General features: G+C 36.6%; 24 protein-coding genes, 1 tRNA gene, 1 pseudogene and 1 riboswitch. Of the genes and pseudogenes, 20 read left to right on the top strand and 6 right to left on the bottom strand.

Annotated features, from left to right (window positions below):
- The first annotated feature begins 1 nt into the window (after position 1).
- Positions 2 to 811, top strand: coding sequence for an MBL fold metallo-hydrolase (locus LG369_RS04550; RefSeq protein WP_225750395.1), 810 nt, complete (start codon positions 2 to 4; stop codon positions 809 to 811).
- A gap of 36 nt (positions 812 to 847) precedes the next feature.
- Here the strand turns inward: LG369_RS04550 and LG369_RS04545 are convergent, their stop codons facing one another.
- On the bottom strand, positions 848 to 1,195 hold the full coding sequence (locus tag LG369_RS04545; protein WP_225750394.1) for a thioredoxin: 348 nt from the start codon (positions 1,193 to 1,195) through the stop codon (positions 848 to 850).
- A gap of 107 nt (positions 1,196 to 1,302) precedes the next feature.
- Positions 1,303 to 3,021, bottom strand: coding sequence for a phospho-sugar mutase (locus LG369_RS04540; RefSeq protein ID WP_225750393.1), 1,719 nt, complete (start codon positions 3,019 to 3,021; stop codon positions 1,303 to 1,305).
- Positions 3,022 to 3,259: 238 nt separating this feature from the next.
- Here LG369_RS04540 and LG369_RS04535 point away from each other — a divergent pair, with 238 nt between their 5' ends.
- Together LG369_RS04535 and LG369_RS04530 are read left to right on the top strand one after the other, a co-directional pair.
- The gene (locus LG369_RS04535) at positions 3,260 to 4,471 is read left to right on the top strand and encodes a DUF5105 domain-containing protein (RefSeq protein ID WP_070678177.1); all 1,212 of its coding nucleotides are present in this window, start codon (positions 3,260 to 3,262) and stop codon (positions 4,469 to 4,471) included.
- A gap of 79 nt (positions 4,472 to 4,550) precedes the next feature.
- On the top strand, positions 4,551 to 6,452 hold the full coding sequence (locus LG369_RS04530; RefSeq protein ID WP_225750392.1) for an ABC-F family ATP-binding cassette domain-containing protein: 1,902 nt from the start codon (positions 4,551 to 4,553) through the stop codon (positions 6,450 to 6,452).
- Positions 6,453 to 6,516: 64 nt separating this feature from the next.
- Here LG369_RS04530 and LG369_RS04525 read toward each other — a convergent pair.
- The 3 genes from LG369_RS04525 to LG369_RS04515 form a co-directional block, all read right to left on the bottom strand.
- A tRNA-Arg gene (locus LG369_RS04525) sits at positions 6,517 to 6,588 on the bottom strand.
- Between the two features lie 108 nt (positions 6,589 to 6,696).
- Positions 6,697 to 7,077, bottom strand: a complete 381-nt coding sequence (gene mscL, locus LG369_RS04520) for a large conductance mechanosensitive channel protein MscL (protein ID WP_036752858.1) — start codon at positions 7,075 to 7,077, stop codon at positions 6,697 to 6,699.
- Positions 7,078 to 7,147: 70 nt separating this feature from the next.
- Entirely contained in the window at positions 7,148 to 7,582 is a 435-nt protein-coding gene (locus LG369_RS04515; RefSeq protein ID WP_074324702.1) for a GtrA family protein, read from the bottom strand.
- Between the two features lie 28 nt (positions 7,583 to 7,610).
- Positions 7,611 to 7,708, top strand: a riboswitch (PreQ1 riboswitch).
- Between LG369_RS04515 and LG369_RS04510 the strand changes: the two genes are divergently transcribed.
- From LG369_RS04510 to LG369_RS04455, 12 genes and pseudogenes are all read left to right on the top strand, one after another.
- Positions 7,706 to 8,215 (top strand): QueT transporter family protein, encoded by a 510-nt coding sequence (locus LG369_RS04510; protein ID WP_004252705.1) that lies wholly within the window; start codon positions 7,706 to 7,708, stop codon positions 8,213 to 8,215. (Overlaps the previous riboswitch by 3 nt.)
- 120 nt (positions 8,216 to 8,335) lie before the next feature.
- Complete coding sequence (locus LG369_RS04505) at positions 8,336 to 8,752, top strand: hypothetical protein (protein WP_225750391.1); 417 nt, start codon at positions 8,336 to 8,338, stop codon at positions 8,750 to 8,752.
- Between the two features lie 66 nt (positions 8,753 to 8,818).
- Positions 8,819 to 9,457: a hypothetical protein gene (locus LG369_RS04500; RefSeq protein ID WP_225750390.1), complete on the top strand. Its 639-nt coding sequence runs from the start codon at positions 8,819 to 8,821 to the stop codon at positions 9,455 to 9,457.
- 12 nt (positions 9,458 to 9,469) lie between these two features.
- Positions 9,470 to 9,889 (top strand): annotated as a pseudogene (locus LG369_RS04495) (formate/nitrite transporter family protein); the annotation flags it as partial.
- 254 nt (positions 9,890 to 10,143) lie between these two features.
- A complete protein-coding gene (locus LG369_RS04490; RefSeq protein ID WP_195184297.1) occupies positions 10,144 to 10,941 on the top strand; it encodes a formate/nitrite transporter family protein in 798 nt (265 codons plus the stop codon).
- 80 nt (positions 10,942 to 11,021) lie between these two features.
- Positions 11,022 to 12,296: a DUF2130 domain-containing protein gene (locus tag LG369_RS04485; protein WP_225750389.1), complete on the top strand. Its 1,275-nt coding sequence runs from the start codon at positions 11,022 to 11,024 to the stop codon at positions 12,294 to 12,296.
- A gap of 9 nt (positions 12,297 to 12,305) precedes the next feature.
- Complete coding sequence (locus tag LG369_RS04480; protein ID WP_225750388.1) at positions 12,306 to 12,749, top strand: GNAT family N-acetyltransferase; 444 nt, start codon at positions 12,306 to 12,308, stop codon at positions 12,747 to 12,749.
- Positions 12,750 to 12,780: 31 nt separating this feature from the next.
- On the top strand, positions 12,781 to 13,584 hold the full coding sequence (locus tag LG369_RS04475; RefSeq protein ID WP_225750387.1) for an alpha/beta fold hydrolase: 804 nt from the start codon (positions 12,781 to 12,783) through the stop codon (positions 13,582 to 13,584).
- A 3-nt stretch (positions 13,585 to 13,587) separates the two neighbouring features.
- Positions 13,588 to 14,466, top strand: a complete 879-nt coding sequence (truB, locus tag LG369_RS04470; RefSeq protein WP_225750386.1) for a tRNA pseudouridine(55) synthase TruB — start codon at positions 13,588 to 13,590, stop codon at positions 14,464 to 14,466.
- 194 nt (positions 14,467 to 14,660) lie between these two features.
- The gene (locus tag LG369_RS04465; RefSeq protein ID WP_004252719.1) at positions 14,661 to 15,152 is read left to right on the top strand and encodes a DUF536 domain-containing protein; all 492 of its coding nucleotides are present in this window, start codon (positions 14,661 to 14,663) and stop codon (positions 15,150 to 15,152) included.
- 69 nt (positions 15,153 to 15,221) lie between these two features.
- Positions 15,222 to 15,812: a 3'-5' exonuclease gene (locus LG369_RS04460; RefSeq protein ID WP_225750385.1), complete on the top strand. Its 591-nt coding sequence runs from the start codon at positions 15,222 to 15,224 to the stop codon at positions 15,810 to 15,812.
- Between the two features lie 8 nt (positions 15,813 to 15,820).
- Positions 15,821 to 17,584: a glycerophosphoryl diester phosphodiesterase membrane domain-containing protein gene (locus LG369_RS04455; RefSeq protein ID WP_225750384.1), complete on the top strand. Its 1,764-nt coding sequence runs from the start codon at positions 15,821 to 15,823 to the stop codon at positions 17,582 to 17,584.
- 46 nt (positions 17,585 to 17,630) lie between these two features.
- Here LG369_RS04455 and LG369_RS04450 read toward each other — a convergent pair whose 3' ends face one another.
- Positions 17,631 to 17,930, bottom strand: coding sequence for a YbaB/EbfC family nucleoid-associated protein (locus LG369_RS04450; protein WP_049495195.1), 300 nt, complete (start codon positions 17,928 to 17,930; stop codon positions 17,631 to 17,633).
- Positions 17,931 to 18,250: 320 nt separating this feature from the next.
- Here LG369_RS04450 and LG369_RS04445 point away from each other — a divergent pair, with 320 nt between their 5' ends.
- From LG369_RS04445 to LG369_RS04425, 5 genes are read left to right on the top strand one after another with little or no spacing between them, the layout of a single operon-like run.
- Positions 18,251 to 18,958, top strand: a complete 708-nt coding sequence (locus LG369_RS04445) for a 2-C-methyl-D-erythritol 4-phosphate cytidylyltransferase (RefSeq protein ID WP_225750383.1) — start codon at positions 18,251 to 18,253, stop codon at positions 18,956 to 18,958.
- A 4-nt stretch (positions 18,959 to 18,962) separates the two neighbouring features.
- Complete coding sequence (locus tag LG369_RS04440) at positions 18,963 to 19,985, top strand: ribitol-5-phosphate dehydrogenase (RefSeq protein ID WP_070678198.1); 1,023 nt, start codon at positions 18,963 to 18,965, stop codon at positions 19,983 to 19,985.
- 12 nt (positions 19,986 to 19,997) lie between these two features.
- The gene (locus LG369_RS04435) at positions 19,998 to 20,867 is read left to right on the top strand and encodes a phosphotransferase family protein (protein WP_225750382.1); all 870 of its coding nucleotides are present in this window, start codon (positions 19,998 to 20,000) and stop codon (positions 20,865 to 20,867) included.
- Entirely contained in the window at positions 20,857 to 21,735 is an 879-nt protein-coding gene (locus LG369_RS04430) for a DMT family transporter (RefSeq protein WP_070678201.1), read from the top strand. The genes LG369_RS04435 and LG369_RS04430 overlap by 11 nt, the downstream gene beginning before the upstream one ends.
- A 12-nt stretch (positions 21,736 to 21,747) precedes the next feature.
- Positions 21,748 to 22,437 carry a sugar phosphate nucleotidyltransferase gene (locus LG369_RS04425; protein ID WP_225750381.1) on the top strand — a complete coding sequence of 230 codons (690 nt, stop codon included), beginning with the start codon at positions 21,748 to 21,750 and terminating at the stop codon, positions 22,435 to 22,437.
- The last annotated feature ends 54 nt before the right edge of the window (positions 22,438 to 22,491 follow it).

Below are 22,491 nucleotides of genomic sequence, written 5' to 3'. Positions count from 1 at the left end.
AATGAGTGAAACAGGCTTTAAATATAGTATTTTAGCATCGGGTTCTAGTGGAAATTCCTTCTATCTAGAAACCCCCCAAAAAAAGATTTTAGTGGATGCCGGTTTATCTGGTAAAAAAATTACAAGCTTATTGGGTGAAATCAATCGTAAGCCAGAAGATTTGGATGCTATTTTGATTACGCATGAGCATGCTGACCATATACATGGTGTTGGAGTTTTAGCCCGTAAGTATGGCATGGATCTTTACGCCAATGAAAAAACATGGCAAGCTATGGAAAATAGTAAGTATCTAGGTAAAGTTGACTCTTCACAAAAGCATATCTTTGAAATGGGAAAAACAAAAACATTTGGAGATATCGACATTGAGAGTTTTGGAGTTAGCCATGATGCAGTTGCTCCCCAATTCTACCGTTTTATGAAGGATGACAAGAGCTTTGTTATGCTGACGGATACAGGTTATGTTAGTGACCGTATGGCTGGCATTGTCGAGAATGCAGATGGTTACTTGATTGAGTCTAATCATGATGTTGAGATCTTGAGAGCAGGATCATATGCTTGGCGACTCAAGCAACGGATTCTGTCTGATCTTGGCCACCTCTCAAATGAAGATGGAGCAGACGCCATGATTCGCACACTAGGTAATCGTACCAAGAAGATTTACCTAGGACATCTATCTAAAGAGAATAATATCAAGGAGCTAGCTCATATGACTATGGTTAATCAGCTTGCCCAAGCAGACTTGGGAGTAGGAGTTGATTTTCAAGTTTACGATACGTCTCCAGACACTGCAACTCCACTAACTGATATATAAAAAAAGAAGGCCTCACCTTCTTTTTTTTTATGCTTTTTACAAACCAGCAAAATCTTTGATTTCTTGTGCTGTCATAGAAGAGTCACAACGAACCTTGATTTCTCCATTTTCAACATGAACAAAACCTGGTACAGTTGGGATTTCGTAACGTGATCGGAAGTCTTGCAATGCATCTAGTTGACTTGGTTCTTCACTATTGATGAAATAGATGTGTGCTTTTGTTTCAGCTACCACACCAGCCAAAGTGCCAGCAAATTTACGGCAGTAAGGGCAAGTCTTGCGTCCAATAAAGAAGGTTGCTGTTTCTTTTTTGTCGATGGCTTCTTGTGCTCGCGCAACAGTTGTAACTTCAAGATCTTTAATATTATCTAAAAATTGTTCCATGAGTTTTCCTCGCTTTCTTTTAAATCTAGTATGCCATAAAGTCTTTAAAAATGCTCAGATTTGATACGGAAAAAAGATGAGACAATCTTATCTCATCTTTTAATATCTTATTTTACAAAGGAATTGATCTCAGCTTCGATATTAGCAATCTTAGATTGTGAATCTTCGTTGCTTTCTCCAACAACGGCAATGTAGAACTTGATTTTTGGTTCAGTACCGGAAGGACGAACTGCAATCCATGAACCATCAGCAAGTGTGTATTTCAAGACATCACTTGGAGGAGTAGTCAAGGTTGTTACAGTACCATCAGCGGCAGTGGATGTTTGTGCTTTAAAGTCTTCTACGACTGTGATTTCTGTTGCGTTCCATTCTTTTGGAGCATTGTTGCGGAATTTAGCCATAATAGCCTTAATTTGTTCAGCACCGTCAACACCTGAAAGAGTTACAGAAATAGTCTTTTCAGCATAGTAGCCATACTCTTTGTAGATTTCTTCTATACCGTCAGCAAGTGTCAAACCGCGTGAACGGTAGTAGGCAGCAAGTTCAGCAACGACAAGAACGGCTTGGATAGCATCTTTATCACGTACGAATGGCTTAATCAAGTAACCGAAGCTTTCTTCAAATCCCATCATATAAGTGTGATTGTGTTTTTCTTCGAATTCTTGAATTTTTTCAGCGATAAATTTGAAACCAGTCAAGACGTTGAACATAGTTGCGCCGTAGCTTTCAGCAATCTTCGTTACCAAGTCAGTTGAAACGATAGACTTGCAGAGAGCTGCGTTTTCTGGAAGAGTTCCAGCATTTTTGTGGGCTTCCAAGATGTACTTAGCCATGATAGCACCGATTTGGTTACCTGAAAGGTTGAGGTAGCTACCATCTTTTTGAAGAACTTCAACACCAACACGGTCAGCATCGGGGTCAGTCGCCACAAGAACATCAGCTCCAACTTGACGACCTAGTTCTTCAGCAAGAGCAAAGGCTGCTTGACTTTCTGGGTTTGGTGATTTAACAGTAGAGAAGTCTGGATCTGGAGTTGCTTGAGCTTCCACGACTTGAACTGAATCAAATCCTGCTTGTGCAAGAGCACGGCGAGCCAACATTTCACCAGTACCGTGAAGAGGAGTGTAGACAATCTTCATGTCTTTACCAAATTCTTCAATCAAGGCTGGGTTGATGTTTACATCTTTAACTTCTTTGAGGTATTCTGCATCGACTGCTTCACCAATAACTTCGATTAAACCTGAAGCTTTTTCGGTTTCCACATCAGCAACTTCAACTGCAAATGGATTTTCAATAGCACGAATATAAGTTGTCAAAGCGTCCGCATCATGTGGAGGCATTTGACCACCATCTTCTCCGTAAACCTTGTAACCATTGAATGGAGCAGGGTTGTGGCTAGCCGTAATCATGATACCTGCAAAGCAGTTGAGGTGACGAACAGCAAATGAAAGTTCTGGAGTTGGACGGAGACTTTCAAAGACATATGATTTAATACCGTGTTTAGCAAGAACTGCTGCTGATTCAAAGGCAAATTCTGGAGAGAAGTGACGGCTATCATAAGCGATGGCAACACCACGTTCTTTTTCGTTTCCACCTTTTGATTCGATCAAACGAGCCAACCCCTCTGTTGCTTGACGAACAACATAGATGTTAATACGGTTTGTACCCGCACCAATTAGTCCGCGCATACCTGCAGTACCAAATTCAAGATTTGTGTAGAAGGCATCTTCTTTAGTTTTTTCATCCATGTTTTCCAAATCACGACGAAGGTAATCTGGTAGGTCAGCGAAATCAACCCATTTTTGGTAGTTTTCTTGGTAAGTCATAAGATATCTCCTTTAATATATAATCTAATCGCCTTCATTATACCACGATTTAAAGTTTTAGTAAAACGTTAGCGTGGCTCAGTTCTTTGAATTTAAGTTTCATTTTAATCATAGAATGAGTAGATATTTATTATATTTAAAAATTTACAATATTTTTAAAAGCGATTTCCTGTTTCTGGTTTGAAAATTTTTGACTGTATGGTACAATATAATAAATAAAAAAAGGAGATTTTCTATTATGAAAAAAGTTCTTAAGCATTCTGCTTTAGTTTTGACTGCTTTAGCATTGGTAGCTTGTGGAAATAGTAAGAAAGCAAGTGATAATGGTACTGCATCTAACTCAAACTTTGAAGTTTCTGTTAAAGACGGTATGTATGTCCTTCCTAAAGATGAAGATTCAAATTCACACTATCTTGCTCTTCAAGTTGAGATTAAAAACAATCGTGATAAACAGTTTAGCTTTACTAGCCAAGATATTGCACTTTATAACGAAAAAGACGAAAAAGTTGAACCGATTCAAATTTATGAGTCAGACAGTAAAACAAAATTTATGTCATACGGAGATAGTCTCTCTAAAGGCAAGAGTGTTGCTGGTTATGTAGTTTATGAAGTTAATAAAGATTCTAAATATGAACTTCACTTTGCACCGAGCTTTTACGATGATGTAAAAGAAAATAAAAAAGGTAAAAATGACGTAGCTATCAAGGTTGATCCAAGTCAATACGAAGATACTATTGATGAAGCTAAAGAAGCTATGAAAAATTATGTTGATGCTGTTTACCTAGATGGTGAAAACACTGGTGGTGCATCAAACGTAAGCTTTACTAATGATAAAACTCAAATCGTTGCACTTGAAGATAAAAAGTCAGATGATAAGAAATCAGACGATAAGAAATCTGACGACAAGAAGTCAGATGATAAAAAATCTTCAAGCTCTTCTGACCTTATTACAAACGATGTGAAGGCTGACAGAGAAGAATTTATCAAGAAATTTATTGAGTCATTCGGTAAAGGATTCTACAACTACAAACCATCTGATTCTGAACTTCGTACATTTGCAGAAGCATATATCAAAGCAAATGCAAAACGAGCAAAAGTTGATTACAAAGTTAAAACTTACTTGCCAGACTATGCAGTTATCTATGTAAGACCTGAAACAATCGACTTGGATAACTTGAATGTCCATGAATTGAGCCGTAAATTCTACGACGAAAACAAAGGTAAATACAGCAGCTACTCAGAAGCTATGAAAGCTGGTGAGAAGTACATTTTAGAAAATGCACCAAGTCAATTTGATTCAACTCCTCTTGATACTAGCGATAATATGCAAAAAGAAGGTTACGAAATCAAGATGACTAAGAAAGACGGTAAATGGACAATCGACACATCTTCTAAGAACTATAACTTAAAAGATATGGCACGTACATTCCGTGGTGGTATTGGTTATTAATATCTAAAAGTTCGAGTTTAAAGCTCGAACTTTTTTTATTTGAATTGTTAAAAACAGAAAAAGATAGTAAAATAGTTACATGATTATTTTACAAGCTAATAAAATCGAACGTTCTTTTGCGGGCGATGTTCTATTTGAAAATATTAATCTACAAGTAGATGAAAGAGATCGTATTGCTCTCGTTGGTAAAAATGGAGCAGGTAAGTCGACACTATTAAAGATATTAGTCGGGGAAGAAGAGCCAACTTCTGGTGAGATTAATAAGAAAAAAGATATTTCCCTTTCTTACTTAGCACAGGATAGTCGATTTGAATCCGAAAATACTATCTATGACGAGATGCTTCACGTCTTTGATGACTTACGTACTACTGAAAGACAACTTCGCCAAATGGAGCTAGAGATGGGGGAAAAGACAGGTGCAGAACTCGATAAGCTCATGTCAGACTACGATCGTCTATCTGAAGAATTCCGTCAGGCTGGAGGATTTACCTATGAAGCTGATATTCGCGCCATTTTAAATGGTTTTAAGTTTGATGAGTCTATGTGGCAGATGAAAATTGCTGAGCTTTCTGGAGGTCAAAATACAAGATTAGCCCTAGCCAAAATGCTCCTTGAAAAGCCAAATCTCTTGGTTTTGGATGAGCCGACCAACCACCTGGATATTGAAACCATTGCCTGGTTAGAAAACTATCTGGTTAATTACAGTGGTGCCTTGATAATTGTTAGTCACGACCGTTATTTCCTCGATAAGGTAGCAACCATAACGCTCGACTTAACCAAACATTCTTTAGATAGATATGTAGGAAACTACTCAAGCTTTGTGGAGCAGAAAGAGCAGAAGTTACTGACTGAAGCTAAGAACTACGAAAAGCAACAGAAGGAAATTGCTGCTTTAGAAGACTTTGTTAACCGAAATCTCGTTCGAGCTTCAACTACCAAACGTGCTCAATCTAGACGTAAACAACTGGAAAAGATGGAGCGTTTAGATAAGCCTGAAGCTGGGAATAAATCAGCCAATATGACCTTTCACTCTGATAAAACATCTGGTAATATTGTGCTGACAGTTGAGAATGCTGCTATTGGATATGATGGAGAAATATTATCAGAGCCTATCAACCTCGACCTTCGTAAGATGAATGCCGTAGCAGTTGTAGGTCCGAATGGGATTGGAAAGACAACCTTTATCAAGTCTATTGTTGATCAGATCCCTTTTATAAAGGGTGAGAAGCGTTTCGGCGCGAATGTTGAAGTTGGCTACTATGACCAAACTCAAAGTAAGTTGACACCAAGTAATACAGTTTTAGATGAACTTTGGAATGATTTTAGATTGACGCCAGAAGTGGAAATCCGAAATCGTTTAGGCGCCTTCCTTTTTTCAGGTGATGATGTAAAGAAATCAGTTGGCATGCTTTCAGGTGGAGAGAAAGCTCGCTTGTTACTGGCTAAACTATCAATGGAAAATAATAACTTCCTGATTCTTGACGAGCCGACCAACCATTTGGATATTGATAGTAAGGAAGTTCTGGAAAATGCACTAATTGACTTTGATGGAACTCTTCTATTTGTCAGCCATGACCGTTATTTTATCAATCGTGTTGCTACACATGTTCTGGAATTGTCCGAAAATGGTTCGACCGTCTATTTGGGTGATTATGACTATTATGTTGAAAAAAAAGCAGAGTTGGCAGCTAGTCAAGAGGAAGAAGCGTCAACTTATAGCCAAGAAAAAGAGGCTTCTCCAGTTAATGACTACCAAGCTCAAAAGGAAAGTCAAAAAGAACTTCGTAAATTGATGAGACAAATCGAAAGTCTTGAGACAGAAATCGAAGAGCTGGAAACTCAAGCCCAAGTTATCTCTGAACAAATGCATACCACCAATGATGCAGATGAACTCATGCAATTACAAGCAGAACTGGATAAGATTAGTCAGCGTCATGAAGAAGCTATGCTGGAGTGGGAAGAACTATCGGAGCAGGTATAGATATAAATAAAAAAGCAGTGATAATACACTGCTTTTTCAATTATTAATAATATTTTATCTATAATCCACCCTGAGGGAATCGAACCCCCATTTCAAGAACCGGAATCTTACGTGATATCCATTACACTAAGGGTGGAAACTTCCCTCATTATATCAAAAAATATGGTGTAACTCAAGAGTCATCTAAAAGATGAAATATAACAATAAAAAAGGATTTAGACAATACCTAAATCCTTTTAAATGTTTATTTTTTTTCAAGAAGTGCTTTGATTTCTTGAAGAACTTCCAATTCAGTTGGAGCTGCTGGAGCTTCTTCAACAACTTCTTCTTTCTTACGAAGGTTTTGAGCTTTTTCAATAGCTTTAATCATGAAGAAGAGAACAGTACCAATTACAACGAAGTTGATAACAGCGCTCAAGAATTTACCATATGTAACACCATTCCAAGCAAGCTCAGCAATGTTTTGTACATTTGCAGCTTCCAAGGCTGGGTTCAATAGAAGTGGAGTGATGATATCATTAACAAATGAATTGATGATAGCACCAAAAGCAGTGGCGATGATCACACCGACAGCAAGGTCAACGACGTTGCCACGGAGCAAGAAATCTTTAAGATCCTTTAACATAATCTTTTTCCTTTCGAAATTTTTCAGTCTAGATTATATCGTAAATTTATATTAAATGCAAGAAAAGTGCTTATTTTTTTTTAAATACGAAAAGCTTACTAAAAACGTAGTTGAGAACCACCATCGTAACTTGTGCAATGAAGATTTCAACTGTATTAATTGTATTAATATCATTTCCAACAAAGTAACCAATAATTTGTGGGAAGCATGTTACAAAAATAAAAGTTAGTAGAAGATCTAATAAAAAGGTGATAAGTCTTGCAGAGGTAAATTTAATTAATCGATTAAACCAGTTTTTTCTTTCTTGCTTAAATACAAATGTGTCATTTGTAAAGAAAGCAAATAGGATTCCAGCAATATTTCCCAAGGCAGTCGCAACTAACTCTTGTTGAGTAAGATAAAAGATGACGATGCGGACAAATATTGATACTACGGTAGTAGCAACGCCGAAAAATAAATAAGATAAAATTTCGTTATCGAAGAATTTTTTAATATATCTTTTCATAAGATTAGTATAGCATAAAGCTGATAAATGTGCTATACTTGTAAAGTTGACTTGCTCAACCCTTGGTGCTTAGCTTCTTTCACCAAGCATATTACACGTGGCAAAGCCGCTAAAGGAGAAAATATGAAAAAACTTACTGTCCGTGATTTGGCAGATATTGCCATTGTCGCAGCTATTTATGTGGTGTTGACAATCACACCACCACTGAATGCCATCAGTTATGGCGCCTATCAGTTCCGCATTTCTGAAATGATGAACTTCCTAGCTTTTTATAATCCTAAGTACATTATCGGTGTTACTCTTGGATGTATGATTGCTAATTTCTTCAGTTTTGGACTCATTGATGTCGCTGTAGGTGGAGGCTCAACTCTTGTCTTCCTAAGCTTAGGAGTTTGGTTGTTCAGTAAATATAGTAAAGACTATCTTTTTAATGGATTGATTCGAAAGGATCATTTCTTCTTTTCAATTCTATTTTCAATTTCAATGATCACTATTGCTGCTGAATTGAACATTGTAGCAGAAGCACCATTCTTCTTTACATGGTTCACTACTGGTATCGGAGAATTTGCTTCACTAATTGTTGGTGCAATTATCATTGGTAAAATTGGTCAACGTATTGATTTGACTAGATAAAGATATCTTATCAACCATTCGTAAAAAGGGCTGAACTTTGTTCAGCCTTTTTCTTATTTTTCTATAGGCCCAGACTCTCAACAAAAGTGGTATAATAAAGAAAAAAGGGATTATTTTAATATGTATAGTTATCGTATTTCAGTTTTTGAAGTCCTTTGGAAAAATCAGGTCATTAGATTTTTGTTAATTTTTTTAGCACTATTTTATTTCTATCTTTTTTTCCAAAGAGTTAAGACATCCTTAAAAAGTGGTGGGAGTATGTTGGATCCTTTTCATATTGCAAAGGGAAGATTATACATTCACACGATTATTCTTTTTAGAAAAAGGATTGTTCCTCTAGCTGAAATTAAACAGATTGATATTGATTACGTTCGAGGGAGAAGAATGAATGGGGACAGGTATCATCTGTACTTTACAAGGAAAGATGGAAAATCTTTTACTTTTCATTTTGGAAAAAGCAAAAGAAACGAGGAGTTATTGAAAAATCTTGCCAATGTGGCCAAGAAGTGCCATATTAAAATCTATTATTATTATTAAGAGTCGATTGCTAAAATTGAATTGTTGTCATTTGTGACAATTGTCAAATCCAGGAGAGTAGCTAATATGCTTCAACTACAAGTAATAAGAGAAGATAATCAACTGAGAAACTTATTGATGAAAGAATGCGATATTCTCTTTTATGACCAGTTGAAAGAGGTTGAATTTTCTCAGAACAATGAAGTTTATTCTCTTTCGCCCATAGCCTTTGCTAAAGACGGTAGTGGGGGAGAATATGTAATTCTTGAGGATGAGAGTATCGGCTTTATAGGGAGTGAAGGCCAAGTTGGTCGGGTAGCAGAAAGTCTTGACGACTTGCTTACTTTCTTACTCCATGCTAGTTCTATCAGTGATTTTTCTTGTCGTTTACTCTATCAAAACAAGGATTTGTTGGTAAAATTCTGTCAAGGATTTCTCAATAAAGCACGAGAAAACTACCAGTCAAAAGGCGAAGAGTGGGATAAAGTGAGAGCTGGACTTGTACAAGAGTTGGGACTCGAATTTCAGCCAGAGAAACTGCAAGAGTTAGCGTTCAATTTTTATCATTCAGCGATAAGAACCCCTCTATTCACTTGTAAATATGGTCATGGTGAGAATGAATATGTCAGCGATTCTGTTTTATCAGATATTGTCGGCTTGTGGGTTTCAGAGCTTGTAGGATTGACTGCAGAAGAAATTGAAGCTTTTGCTAACATTCAAATGTAAAGAACAAGAATGTATTCCACTTCTTCAGCATTTTCACATCTGACCCATGATAGTTTTTTACCAAAACTTATAGCTAAGAAGTTGGCTCGTCCGAACGAATTAGTTTTACTTGAAGGTATTCTTGCTAATGTATTTGTTAATATCGCCATTCTAACTTCAATCTTAGTCAAGGATGCGTCTGCAAAACTTTGGATTATATTGTCAGCAATTTCTATGTTTGTATTTTTATCAAACGAGCACATTGCTGCAAATTTTGCGTCATTTAGTATTGTTAAATTTAGCATTGTTTCTAATTAAGTTCAGCATTTCGAAATCGCAAATATTCTCCGTCATTGGGGTGTCACCTTTGTTGCTAACTTAATAGGTGGTGGTTTCTTGATTGGATTACCATATGCCTTTTTAAATAAAAATGAAGAGACTTATGTAGACTAAAAATTATCAATTGAAGTGGGGAGAAATGCTAGGTTTCTCTCTTTTATTTTAGTTAAAAATATATTAATTATAATAAATAGTTCTAGAAGTTCAGGAATTGTTTTCAGTGATATTAGAAGTCTAAAACCTTAAAACTACAAGAGTGTAAACGATTCCGATAATTTTAAAAAATATTAGTGATTGATTTAGGAAAGCCTTCCCATTATATCGATTTTATGTTATAATATTCACAAATAAAAGTTTTAGGAGTTTATATGGTCTCATCAGAATTTATTTCAAAAATCGAATTTGCTTGTAAGAAAAAGGAAAGTCTTTACAGTCAAAGTAAATTCAAATATGCAATTCGTTCAATGTTTGCAGGTGCTTTCCTTACCTTCAGTACAGCAGCAGGAGCTGTAGGTGCTGATTTGATCAATAAGATTGCACCAGGTAGTGGACGCTTCCTTTTCCCGTTTGTTTTTGCTTGGGGACTGGCTTATATTGTCTTCTTGAATGCTGAATTGGTAACATCTAACATGATGTTCTTGACAGCGGGGAGTTTTTTGAAAAAAATTAGCTGGAGAAAAACAGCTGAAATTCTTCTATATTGTACTTTCTTTAACTTAATTGGTGCGCTTATCGCTGGTTGGGGATTTGCTCATTCAGCAGCTTACGCTAATCTAACACATGATAGCTTTATTTCTGGAGTTGTAGAAATGAAGTTGGGTCGCTCTAATGAACTAGTTTTACTTGAAGGTATTCTAGCTAATATCTTTGTAAACATCGCCATTCTTTCATTTGTTTTAGTTAAGGATGGTGGAGCAAAACTTTGGTTGGTTCTATCAGCCATTTACATGTTTGTATTCTTAACAAATGAGCACATCGCCGCAAACTTTGCATCCTTTGCTATTGTGAAGTTCAGTGTTGCTGCTGATTCAATCGCAAACTTCGGTATTGGAAATATTCTTCGTCACTGGGGTGTAACCTTTATTGGTAACTTTATAGGAGGTGGTCTACTGATGGGATTGCCTTATGCCTTCTTAAACAAGAACGAAGATACATACGTAGATTAAAAGTTGGATTGATTCCAACTTTTTCTTTTTGTTTTTCCATGCTATAATGAATGTAGTAATGTTAAATACAGAGGAAAATCATGAACGAAATTAAATGTCCAAATTGTGGGGAAGTTTTTACAGTTAATGAAAGCCAATATGCAGAGCTGATTTCTCAAGTTCGAACTGTAGAGTTTGATAAGGAATTGCATGAACGTATGAAGCAAGAGCTGGCCTTGGCAGAGCAAAAAGCCATGAATGAACAGCAGACAAAACTAGCGCAAAAAGACCAAGAAATTGCCCAGCTTCAAAGTCAAATTCAGAACTTTGATACCGAAAAAGAATTGGCCAAAAAAGAAGTTGAGCAAAGTGCTAGTCAAAGCTTGTTGGCGAAAGAAAAAGAAGTGCAAGCACTGGAGAATCAGCTGGCTACCTTGCGCTTGGAACATGAGAACCAACTGCAAAAGACACTGTCTGATCTAGAGAAAGAAAGAGATCAGGTTAAAAATCAGCTCCTTTTACAAGAAAAAGAAAACGAGCTTTCTCTTGCTTCGGTGAAACAAAACTATGAAGCCCAGCTCAAGGCAGCTAGTGAGCAAGTTGAGTTTTACAAGAATTTCAAGGCCCAACAGTCAACCAAGGAAATCGGTGAAAGTTTAGAGAGATATGCGGAAAATGAGTTTAACAAGATTCGTAGCTTAGCTTTTCCAAATGCCTATTTCGAAAAGGACAACAAGGTTTCTGAACGTGGCTCTAAAGGTGACTTTATTTTCCGTGATTTTGATGAAAATGGCCTAGAATTTATTTCCATCATGTTTGAGATGAAAAATGAAGCTGATGGCACAAAAAGTAAACACAAGAATTCCGATTTCTACAAGGAGTTGGATAAGGACAGACGAGAAAAGAAATGTGAGTATGCGGTTTTGGTAAGTATGCTTGAAGCTGATGCTGACTCCTTTAATACAGGGATTGTCGATGTTAGTCACGAATATGAGAAAATGTATGTCATTCGTCCTCAGTTCTTTATCCAGTTGATTGGTCTCTTACGTAATGCGGCTCTTAACTCTCTTAAATACAAGCAAGAACTAGCACTTATCCGTGAGCAAAATATTGACATCACCCACTTTGAAGAAGACCTAGACGCCTTCAAGGTTGCCTTTGCTAAAAACTACAATTCAGCATCTGTCAACTTCGGTAAGGCTATTGACGAAATCGACAAGGCCATCAAACGCATGGAAGAGATCAAGAAATTCTTGACCACTTCAGAAAATCAACTCCGCCTCGCAAACAATAAGTTGGATGATGTTTCTGTAAAAAAATTGACTCGGAAGAATCCAACTATGAAAGCGAAATTTGAAGCACTAAGGGGAGAATAGGAGGATCCTATGCAGATACGAAAAGCAACCATGAAAGATGCTGAAGCCCTACTGTCTTTATACGAAGACTTGGGCTATCCAACGTCCGCTTCTAAGCTGTCTCGACGTTTAGCAATGATTCTTTCTCAACCACATTATGGCTGTATTCTAGCTGAAAGAAACGGAGAAATTTTAGGTTTCTTAGGTTATGTAAAGCTCTTCTTTTTTGAAGCAGATGGATCTTACTATCGTATTTTAGCTTTGTCAGTTGCAAAAGAAACAAGACGGCAAGGAATTGCTAGTAGGCTAATCTCTGAACTGAAAAAACAAGCGGTAAAAGAAGGAGTTGAGGCACTGGCTTTAAATAGTGGGTTAACCGCTGAACGAAATGCTGCACATCAGTTTTATCAGGCAGTTGGATTTGAAAAAGTGACTGCTGGCTTTGCCATGCATTTAAAAACTCAACATAAATAAATCATGAAAAAATAGTAGAGGGAACGAAGTAATGTCTTCAACAAAAGGTAAAACCTTATATTTTAACGGTAAGAGCATGGATTATGTAACCTTTGGTAAAGGAAAGAAGCCTCTCGTTATCATACCAGGCTTGGGGGATGGGTTGCAGACAGTTAAAGGTATGGCTATGCCTTTTTCAATCACATACCGTAAACTTGCCGAACGTTATAAAATTTATGTTTTTTCTCGAATCAATGAGTTGAGGCAGGGATATACGACACGGGATATGGCAGCAGATGTAGCAGAAGCAATGGAGACACTAAACCTAGATGCCGCCTATGTTATGGGGATTTCACAAGGTGGAATGATTGCTCAATGGCTAGCTGTAGATTTTCCAGAAAGGGTTCAAAGGCTCATCCTAGCTGTGACAACAGGGAAACCTAGTCAACTTGCTAGAGAACGAATTGAGAATTGGCAAAAACTCAGTCAATCTGGAAATTTTAAGCATCTCATGCTGGATATTGCAAAGCACTCCTACACGCAAAAGAGCTATCAAAAGTGGCGGTTACTTTATAATGTTATGGGAATCTTTGGTCGTATTAAAGATAAACAACGTATTGATATTCAGTCTGTATCTTGTTTGAAACATGATAGTCTAGATTTTTTGGAAAAAATCAACTGTCCTACGTTAATCATTGGAGCAGAAAAAGATGATGTTCTTGGCGTAGATGGTTCGCTTGGATTGCATCAGCATATCAAAGATAGCCAGCTCACCATTTTGCCAGAGTGTGGGCATGCACTCTATGAACAGAATAAGGATTTCCAAAAGAGAGTTTTAGTATTTTTAGAAAGTTAATAAATGAACGGTATTATCAACTTAAAAAAAGAAGCGGGAATGACCTCGCATGATGCGGTTTTTAAGCTGCGTAAGATTTTAGGAACTAAAAAAATCGGTCATGGTGGGACCTTGGATCCTGATGTGGTGGGTGTTTTGCCTATTGCAGTTGGTAAAGCTACGCGTATTGTCGAGTTCATGCAGGATGAGGGCAAGATCTATGAGGGGGAAATCACTCTGGGATATTCTACAACGACCGAGGATGCTAGTGGGGAAGTTGCCGCAGAGACTCCTGTTTTGTCTCCAATGGATGAAAAGCTTGTCGATGAAGCCATTACCAGTCTGACAGGGTCTATCACTCAAATCCCACCAATGTACTCAGCTGTTAAGGTCAATGGTCGCAAGCTCTATGAGTATGCGCGTGCTGGTCAGGAAGTCGAGCGTCCAGAACGTCAGGTGACCATTTATAGTTTTGAAAGAACCAGTCCGATTTGCTACGAGGATAAACTTGCGCGTTTTACTTTCAGAGTAAAATGTAGTAAGGGAACCTATATTCGTACCTTATCGGTTGACTTGGGAGAGAAGCTTGGTTATGCAGCTCATATGTCTCATCTTACACGGACTAGTGCAGCAGGTTTAAAATTGGAAGATGGTTTGACCTTGGATGAAATTACTCAAAAAGTAGAGGCTGGAAAACTGGACTTTCTCCATCCACTCGAGATTGGGACAGGGGATTTAGTAAAAGTAAACTTGACTCCTGAGCAGGCAGATGAAGTCCGTTATGGTCGTTTTATTGAGTTAGAGTGTAGCGAGAAAGAAGTTGCCGCTTTCGAAGGTGAGAAGTTACTTGCTATTATGGAGAAACGTGATCATCTCTACAAACCAAGAAAGGTTTTCTCTTAAAATTATACTGAATAAACGATTTTTATCTACTAGTCTAAAGATGAGATGCTCTCATCTTTTTAAAATATTAGCCAATAAATAGTTTTTACATTTTATGTCTTAAAAAACCATTGAAAATACAGTGTTATTTGACAGTTTTGCTTACTTATGATAAGATTTAATTTAAGAAAAGCTAGAGAAAAATAGAGGATATTATGAGTATTGAAATGACTGTCAGTGAGATTGCTGAGGTCTTGGGACTATCCCGACAAGCAATCAATAATCGTGTCAAAGAATTACCAGAAGAAGATATTACAAAAAACGACAAGGGTGTTACTGTTGTTACTCGCAGTGGATTGATCAAACTTGAAGAAATCTACAAAAAGACTATCTTTGAAGATGAGCCGGTTAGTGATGAAGTTAAGCAACGAGAACTCATGGAAATTCTTGTTGACGAAAAGAACGCTGAAATCATTCGTCTTTATGAGCAATTGAAAGCTAAAGATAAGCAACTGGCTGAAAAAGATGAACAGATGCGAGTCAAAGACCGCCAAATCGCTGAAAAAGATAAGCAATTGGATCAACAACAACAGTTAACCCTTCAAGCTATGAAGGATCAAGAAACACTTCAGTTGGAGTTAGATCAAGCTAAGCAAGAAGTTCAGGCATCGAAGAAAGGCTTCTTTGCTCGCTTATTTGGAAAATAAGAAAAAACTGCTTGGTTTCTAGAACTAGACCAGGTGGTTTCTTTTTACAAATCAATAAGGATTGATAAGATGGAAACATTAAGAGAATATATCTCATTTGATTTAGAATTCAATAAACACCAGGATAAGACTCATTTGATTCAAGTATCAGCAGTGCATTTTAAAGAAGGTGAAGAAGTAGGAGCATTTGACTCTTATGTCTACACTGATGTTCCTTTGAAGAGTTTTATTAATGGTTTGACGGGGATTACTTCAGAGACATTGAAAGGCGCACCAAAGGTAGAAGAAGTCCTGCAAAAATTTCAAGTTTTTGTTGGTAACTTGCCTCTTATTGGTTATAATGCAGCAAAAAGTGATTTACCAATTCTACTAGAGTATGGATTTGACTATAGTCATCAATATCTAGTTGATCTCTATAACGAAGCACTGGAGCGACGTAGTTCTGATCTTCATGGAATTGCTAATCTAAAATTACAAACTGTGGCTAATTTTCTAGGTTTTAAAGGGCAATCTCATAATAGTTTAGAGGATGCTCGTATGACTGCTCGAGTGTATGAAGCTTTTCTGGAGTCAGATGAGAGTAGACTGTTACTCAATTCTCAAAGTAGTCTCAATTCGAACCCATTTGGTGCTTTGGATTTATCAAAACTTTTTGATTAGGAGTTTTTATGAAACCTGAAAAACCGAAAAAATTGGGTTTTAAAAAGATTTACCTTAATCTAGATAAAATCCTCTTTCTATTCTTTCTAATTTTTATGTTGGTTGACTATATCTGGTTGCCACTTAACTCAGTGATAGCTGGATTTTTACTAAGTCAGACTGGATATTTGTTTATTTCCTACAACAATATTTTTGAGATAATAAAAAATGCTCCCATAGTCAGTCTTGGTTTTGTAATTTTAATTGCCATCAATCTACTTGTAGCCTATTTTCAACTTAGTATTCTCTTTATTGGAGCTCGCCACCTCCTATATCACGAAAAAAGGACTCTTATAGAATATAGTCGAAAAGTATTTCGTGAAAGCCTTGCTTTTATGAAGAAAATGACTATTTCAAAAGCTATGTTTATCTTTTTGTTTGTAGCAATGCTATTTCCTTTTATCAGGAAGATATTTAAGATTTATTATTTCAATAAAATCGTTATACCAGAGTTTATTCAAACCTACATGGAAGAGAACTACTGGATGTGGTGGGTAGCCATTATTATCTTATCACTCTTATTCTTCTATGTTTCTGTTCGCTTGATGTTCACTCTACCTAAGGTCTTTTATGAAAAGATGACGGTCAAGGAAGCGATCATTTATAGTTTGGATAAAACTAGAAATTATTTTTGGTTTTATGCCTGGCATTTATTCTTAATTATTGTAAAAACCAATCTATTCTTCTATCTTCCTCTCATTCCTTTACTATTAACCCAGTATATAGTGGATAGCCTTACTCAGAGAGAATCTCTGGTCCTTGCTATTTGCAACTTCGTTCTTATCAAGAATTTCCACTATATGGCACTGACCTATTTCCTTGTGAAATTTACGTCCTTCTTAACAGGAGAAGAACTTGATATTATGCCAAGACGCGAGAAGGACCATATCATGAGATGGGGGGTCATGGTTTGTGCAAGTATTTTCTTTGCGATTGAAGGATATAATTATCTGGAAGCTCCTGTAGTCAATCCACCGCTTGTGATTTCACACCGTGGCGTATCGAATGGAAATGGTGTCCAAAATACAGTAGAATCCTTAGAAAAGACAGCGCAGTTAAAACCAGATTTAATCGAGATGGATATTCAGGAGACTAAAGATGGTCAATTTGTTATGATGCATGATGCTAATCTTAAAGGCTTAGCTGGTATTAATAAAACACCACAGGATTTGACTTTAGAAGAGTTAAAGCAGATTGACATTCATGAGAATGGTTATGAGACAAAGATTTCAAGTTTTGATGATTATCTGAATCGTGCAAATGAACTGCATCAGAAACTTCTCATTGAGATTAAGACCAGCCACAAAGATAGCCCGCAGATGATGGAACATTTTCTAGACAAATACGGTGCAAAAATTAAGGTTTATGGTCATCAAATACAATCCTTGGATTATAAGGTTGTTGAAAAAGTGATAGAGTATGACACAGATATTCCTGTATACTTTATTCTTCCCTATAATTCTGTATTTCCTAGAACGGTTGCTACAGGCTACACAATGGAGTATTCTACTTTAGATGAATACTTTGTGACGAAACTATGGAATACTGATCAAAAACTCTATGTATGGACAATCAATAGTTCGGAATCATTTAATAAGTCTTTTCATCTAGGTGTTGATGGAATGATTACAGATGACTTGGAAAGAACAAAAGAAGAACTAGTAACGGCTCAGGAAGACCCTGAATATAGTGACTTATTGCTAAATAAAGCAACTGAGTTCTTTGCTTATTAACATAAATTTAAAGAGGCTGTAAACCAGCCTCTTTTTGAGAATATAATTAAAATGGTAACTTACCAGCAAATGCTCCAAGTTTCTTTTTAGTAGTTTCATCAATTTGTTCAAGAGCAGCATTGAGCGCTTGAACAGTCATATCTGAAAGTGTTTCAATATCTTCAGCATCCACAACTGCAGGTTCAAAATCAATTTTTACGACTTTTTTATCACCTGTTAAGGTAGCAGTTACGAGGTTTTGAGCAGAAGTCCCAACAAATTCTGTGGCAGCCAATTCAGCTTGGCTTTGCTCCATTTGTTTTTGAAGTTTTTGAGCTTGACGCATCATGTTTTGCATATTCATCATGGCGGTAGTTAGCTTCCTTTTCTTTTATTTTCCATTTTATTTTAACAATTTTAAATGGAAAAGTCTAATTAAAATTTCAGGATCACTATACATATCAACCAATGATTTAAGTTTTCTTTAAGCTTTCTATATTATTCTGAAGAACTCTATATTAACCGAGAGTTAATAATACAAGGATTCATTTTTTTTATGTTCAAAGCCTAAAGTGCTCTTGCCATCAGTTTCTAACTGGAGAGAACTAGTATTTCTTTCAAGATAGTGCTAGATTATGATATAATAGTAAAGAATGAGTTTTTAGAACAAACTAAAGGAGAATCGATATGATTTACGCTGGAATTTTAGCAGGTGGAACCGGCACGCGCATGGGTATTAGTAACCTACCTAAACAATTTCTTGAGTTGGGAGATCGCCCAATCTTGATTCATACAATTGAAAAATTTGTCTTAGAGCCAAGTATCGAAAAGATTGTGGTTGGAGTTCACGGAGACTGGGTGACTCATGCAGAAGATTTAGTTGAAAAATTCCTTCCACTCCACAAGGACCGTATCATCATCACAAAAGGTGGGGCGGATCGTAATTCTAGTATTGAAAAGATTATTGAAGCTATCGATGCTTATCGTACAATCACTGAAGATGATATCGTGGTCACACATGACTCAGTTCGTCCTTTTATCACACTTCGAATGATTCAAGATAACATTGCTCTCGCGCAAAATCATGATGCTGTTGATACAGTAGTTGAAGCCGTAGATACCATTGTTGAAAGTACAAACGGTCAGTTTATCACAGATATTCCAAATCGCGCTCATCTATACCAAGGACAGACTCCACAAACCTTCCGTTGTAAAGACTTTATTGATTTGTATGGTTCTTTATCAGCAGAGGAAAAAGAAATTTTAACAGATGCATGTAAAATTTTTGTCATTAAGGGTAAAGATGTAGCCTTAGCAAAAGGTGAATATTCAAACCTTAAAATTACAACAGTTACAGACTTGAAGATTGCTAAAAGCATGATTGAGAAAGACTAGAGACATGATTAATCAAATTTATCAACTGACAAAACCAAAATTTATCAATATTAAATATCAGGAAGAAGAGATTGACCAAGAGAATCATATCCTCATTCGACCAAATTATATGGCGGTTTGTCATGCGGATCAACGCTATTACCAAGGAAAGCGTGATCCCAAAATATTATCTAAAAAGCTTCCAATGGCTATGATTCATGAGTCTTGTGGAACTGTTATTTCTGATCCAACAGGTACCTATAAGGTTGGTCAGAAGGTTGTTATGATTCCAAATCAACCACCTATGCAAAGTGACGAGGAGTTCTATGAAAACTACATGACAGGTACCTACTTCTTGTCAAGTGGTTATGATGGATTCATGCGTGAGTTTGTTTCTCTTCCAAAAGATCGTGTAGTAGCTTATGCTGACATCGAAGATACGGTAGCTGCTATCACTGAATTTGTCAGTGTTGGTATGCATGCCATGAATCGTTTTTTGACAGTTTCTCATAGCAGAAGACAGAGAATAGCTGTCATTGGTGATGGTAGTCTAGCCTTTGTCATGGCAAATATTATCAACTATACCTTGCCTGAAGCTGAAATTATCGTAATTGGTCGTCACTGGGAAAAGTTGGAACTCTTCTCTTTTGCTAAAGAGCTTTACATCACTGATAGTATCCCAGAGGATCTTAGTTTTGACCATGGTTTTGAATGCTGTGGTGGTGATGGATGCGGACCTGCTATTAATGACTTGATCCGTTACATCAAACCACAAGGGACCATTTTGATGATGGGTGTTAGTGAGTATAAGGTCAACATCAACACTCGGGATTCATTGGAAAAAGGCTTGTTACTAGTCGGCTCTTCACGTTCAGGAAGAATTGACTTTGAAAATGCTATCCAAATGATGGAAATTAAAAAATTTGCCAATCGTTTGAAGAATATCATTTATCTAGAAGAACCAGTCAGAGAAATTAAAGATATTCACCGAGTTTTTGCAACTGACTTAAATACCGCATTTAAGACAGTCTTTAAGTGGGAAGTATAATGGAGGATTATTGTGAAGGAAATCGTTAAAGCAAAGATTGCTTCCTTATTGTCAGCTGACGAAGAAATTCAGAGCGTTGAACAATTGGGGGGGATGACCAATCAAAACTATTTGGTTAAAACAACCTCAAACCAGTACATCGTTAAGTTTTTTGGTAAAGGTACTGATAAATTAATCGACCGCCAGAATGAAAAGTACAATCTTGAGTTGTTGAAAGATTTAAAATTAGATGTAGAAAATTATCTTTTTGATATCGAAGCAGGTATCAAGGTTAATCAGTACATCGAAAATGCTGAGACACTTAATTTTAATACCATTAAAACTAAATTTGAAAAGATAGCTCCAATTTTACAAACGATTCATGCTTCTGCTAAAGAATTGAAAGGAGAGTTTGCTCCTTTTGAGGAAATTAAAAAATATGAATCATTGATTCAAGGGGAGATTTCTTATCCTAATTATGAAGCTGTCAGAAAGGCTGTATTTTCTCTGAAAGAAGAGCTTGAACAAATTGGAATTGACAAGAAATCATGTCATATTGATTTGGTTCCAGAAAACTTTATTGAAGGTCCAGACGGACATCTTTATCTAATTGATTGGGAATATTCTTCTATGAATGATCCTATGTGGGATTTGGCAGCCCTCTTCCTAGAATCTGAATTTACAAGTGCAGAAGAAGAAGACTTTTTAAGTCATTACGAGAGTGACAAGACTCCAGTTTCAAGGGAGAAAATTCGTATTTACAAAATCTTGCAAGATATCATTTGGAGTCTTTGGACTATTTACAAAGAAGAAAATGGTGCAGATTTCGGAGATTACGGAATCTCTCGTTACAATAGAGCAGTAAAAGAATTAGAGTCTGAAGGAGATTTAAATGAAAACTAAAAATGGAGTTTCTTTTGGGCTACTATCAGGTGTGTTCTGGGGATTAGGATTAACTATTAGTGCTTATATCTTTTCAATATTCACGGATTTATCGCCCTTCGTAGTAGCAGCAGCACACGATTTCCTAAGTATTTTTATCTTGCTAGGATATCTTCTAGTTAAGGAAGGCAGAGTTCGTTTTTCAATCTTCTTGAACATTCGAAATGTCAGTGTTATCATCGGAGCTTTACTAGCCGGTCCGATTGGTATGCAGGCCAATCTCTATGCGGTTAAGTATATTGGAAGTTCATTAGCTTCGTCAGTCTCAGCTATTTATCCGGCAGTCTCAGTCTTGCTTGCCTTCTTCTTTTTGAAGCACAAGATTTCCAAAAATACAATTTTTGGTATCTTTCTAATCATTGCTGGGATTATTGCTCAGACCTATAAAGCAGAGCAGGTTAATTCTTTCTATATAGGTATTCTATGTGCTTTGATTTGTGCTTTTGCTTGGGGAAGTGAAAGTGTTCTGAGCTCCTTTGCTATGGAAAGTGACCTCAGCGAAATTGAAGCTCTCTTGATTCGTCAAGTTACATCCTTCTTGTCTTATCTTGTTATTGTGCTTTTCTCGCATCACTCATTTGCAGAAGTGGCAAATGGGCAATTGTTTGGTTTATTGATAGTCTTTGCAGCATTTAATATGATCTCTTATCTCGCCTACTATATGGCTATCAATCGATTGCAGCCAGCAAAAGCTACTGGATTAAATGTGAGTTATGTAGTATGGACTGTTTTATTTGCAGCAATTTTCTTGGGTTCACCCCTTAATTTGCTAACCATCATTACTTCACTTATCGTAATGGCTGGTGTTTACATTATTATTAAAGAATAAAGGAGAAAACGCGTGAAAGCGATTATCTTAGCAGCTGGATTGGGAACTCGTTTGAGACCCATGACAGAAAATACTCCCAAAGCCTTGGTTAAAGTCAATCAAAAACCCTTAGTTGAATATCAAATTGAATTTTTAAAAGAACGTGGAATTGATGACATTATCATCGTTGTTGGTTATTTGAAAGAACAATTCGACTATCTTAAAGAAAAGTACGGAGTTCGTTTGGTCTTCAACGATAAGTATGCTGATTACAATAACTTTTACTCTCTATACTTGGTAAAAGAAGAGTTGGCCAACAGCTATGTTATCGATGCGGATAACTATCTTTTCAAAAATATGTTCCGTAATGATATCCAACGTTCAACCTACTTCAGTGTTTATCGTGAAGATTGTGATAATGAGTGGTTCCTAGTTTATGGAGATGATTACAAAGTTCAGGATATCATTGTCGATAGCAAAAATGGACGTATCTTGAGTGGTGTGTCATTCTGGGACGCTCCAACAGCTGAAAAGATTGTTGGTTTTATCGATGAAGCCTATGCAAGCGGCGAGTTTGTTGACCTCTACTGGGATAACATGGTCAAAGATAACATCAAAAAACTAGATGTATATGTAGAAGAGTTGGAAGAAAACTCTATCTATGAAATCGACAGTGTTAAAGATTATCAAAAATTAGAAAAGATTCTTTCTTCACAAAAATAAGCAACTTTTATGAACTGATACCTTACCTATTTTTACTTGACTTTTTAGGTTTGA

Origin of the sequence: Streptococcus sp. Marseille-Q4154 (genome assembly GCF_916700545.1) — a bacterium.
Lineage (GTDB): Bacteria > Bacillota > Bacilli > Lactobacillales > Streptococcaceae > Streptococcus > Streptococcus infantis_I.
The sequence above is the reverse complement of the archived record's forward strand: the minus strand, read 5'-3'. Positions and strand labels throughout refer to the sequence as shown.

Bases quoted from the DNA above. Each gene is read 5' to 3' on its own strand.
- LG369_RS04535 (WP_070678177.1), top strand. From the start codon at position 3,260: ATGAAAAAAGTTCTTAAGCATTCTGCTTTAGTTTTGACTGCTTTAGCA.
- truB (WP_225750386.1), top strand. From the start codon at position 13,588: ATGAACGGTATTATCAACTTAAAAAAAGAAGCGGGAATGACCTCGCAT.
- LG369_RS04475 (WP_225750387.1), top strand. From the start codon at position 12,781: ATGTCTTCAACAAAAGGTAAAACCTTATATTTTAACGGTAAGAGCATG.
- LG369_RS04490 (WP_195184297.1), top strand. From the start codon at position 10,144: ATGGTCTCATCAGAATTTATTTCAAAAATCGAATTTGCTTGTAAGAAA.
- LG369_RS04465 (WP_004252719.1), top strand. From the start codon at position 14,661: ATGAGTATTGAAATGACTGTCAGTGAGATTGCTGAGGTCTTGGGACTA.
- LG369_RS04510 (WP_004252705.1), top strand. From the start codon at position 7,706: ATGAAAAAACTTACTGTCCGTGATTTGGCAGATATTGCCATTGTCGCA.
- LG369_RS04445 (WP_225750383.1), top strand. From the start codon at position 18,251: ATGATTTACGCTGGAATTTTAGCAGGTGGAACCGGCACGCGCATGGGT.
- LG369_RS04440 (WP_070678198.1), top strand. From the start codon at position 18,963: ATGATTAATCAAATTTATCAACTGACAAAACCAAAATTTATCAATATT.
- LG369_RS04505 (WP_225750391.1), top strand. From the start codon at position 8,336: ATGTATAGTTATCGTATTTCAGTTTTTGAAGTCCTTTGGAAAAATCAG.
- LG369_RS04515 (WP_074324702.1), bottom strand. From the start codon at position 7,582: ATGAAAAGATATATTAAAAAATTCTTCGATAACGAAATTTTATCTTAT.
- LG369_RS04545 (WP_225750394.1), bottom strand. From the start codon at position 1,195: ATGGAACAATTTTTAGATAATATTAAAGATCTTGAAGTTACAACTGTT.
- LG369_RS04485 (WP_225750389.1), top strand. From the start codon at position 11,022: ATGAACGAAATTAAATGTCCAAATTGTGGGGAAGTTTTTACAGTTAAT.
- LG369_RS04530 (WP_225750392.1), top strand. From the start codon at position 4,551: ATGATTATTTTACAAGCTAATAAAATCGAACGTTCTTTTGCGGGCGAT.
- LG369_RS04500 (WP_225750390.1), top strand. From the start codon at position 8,819: ATGCTTCAACTACAAGTAATAAGAGAAGATAATCAACTGAGAAACTTA.
- LG369_RS04450 (WP_049495195.1), bottom strand. From the start codon at position 17,930: ATGATGAATATGCAAAACATGATGCGTCAAGCTCAAAAACTTCAAAAA.
- LG369_RS04540 (WP_225750393.1), bottom strand. From the start codon at position 3,021: ATGACTTACCAAGAAAACTACCAAAAATGGGTTGATTTCGCTGACCTA.
- LG369_RS04430 (WP_070678201.1), top strand. From the start codon at position 20,857: ATGAAAACTAAAAATGGAGTTTCTTTTGGGCTACTATCAGGTGTGTTC.
- LG369_RS04460 (WP_225750385.1), top strand. From the start codon at position 15,222: ATGGAAACATTAAGAGAATATATCTCATTTGATTTAGAATTCAATAAA.
- LG369_RS04455 (WP_225750384.1), top strand. From the start codon at position 15,821: ATGAAACCTGAAAAACCGAAAAAATTGGGTTTTAAAAAGATTTACCTT.
- LG369_RS04480 (WP_225750388.1), top strand. From the start codon at position 12,306: ATGCAGATACGAAAAGCAACCATGAAAGATGCTGAAGCCCTACTGTCT.
- mscL (WP_036752858.1), bottom strand. From the start codon at position 7,077: ATGTTAAAGGATCTTAAAGATTTCTTGCTCCGTGGCAACGTCGTTGAC.
- LG369_RS04550 (WP_225750395.1), top strand. From the start codon at position 2: ATGAGTGAAACAGGCTTTAAATATAGTATTTTAGCATCGGGTTCTAGT.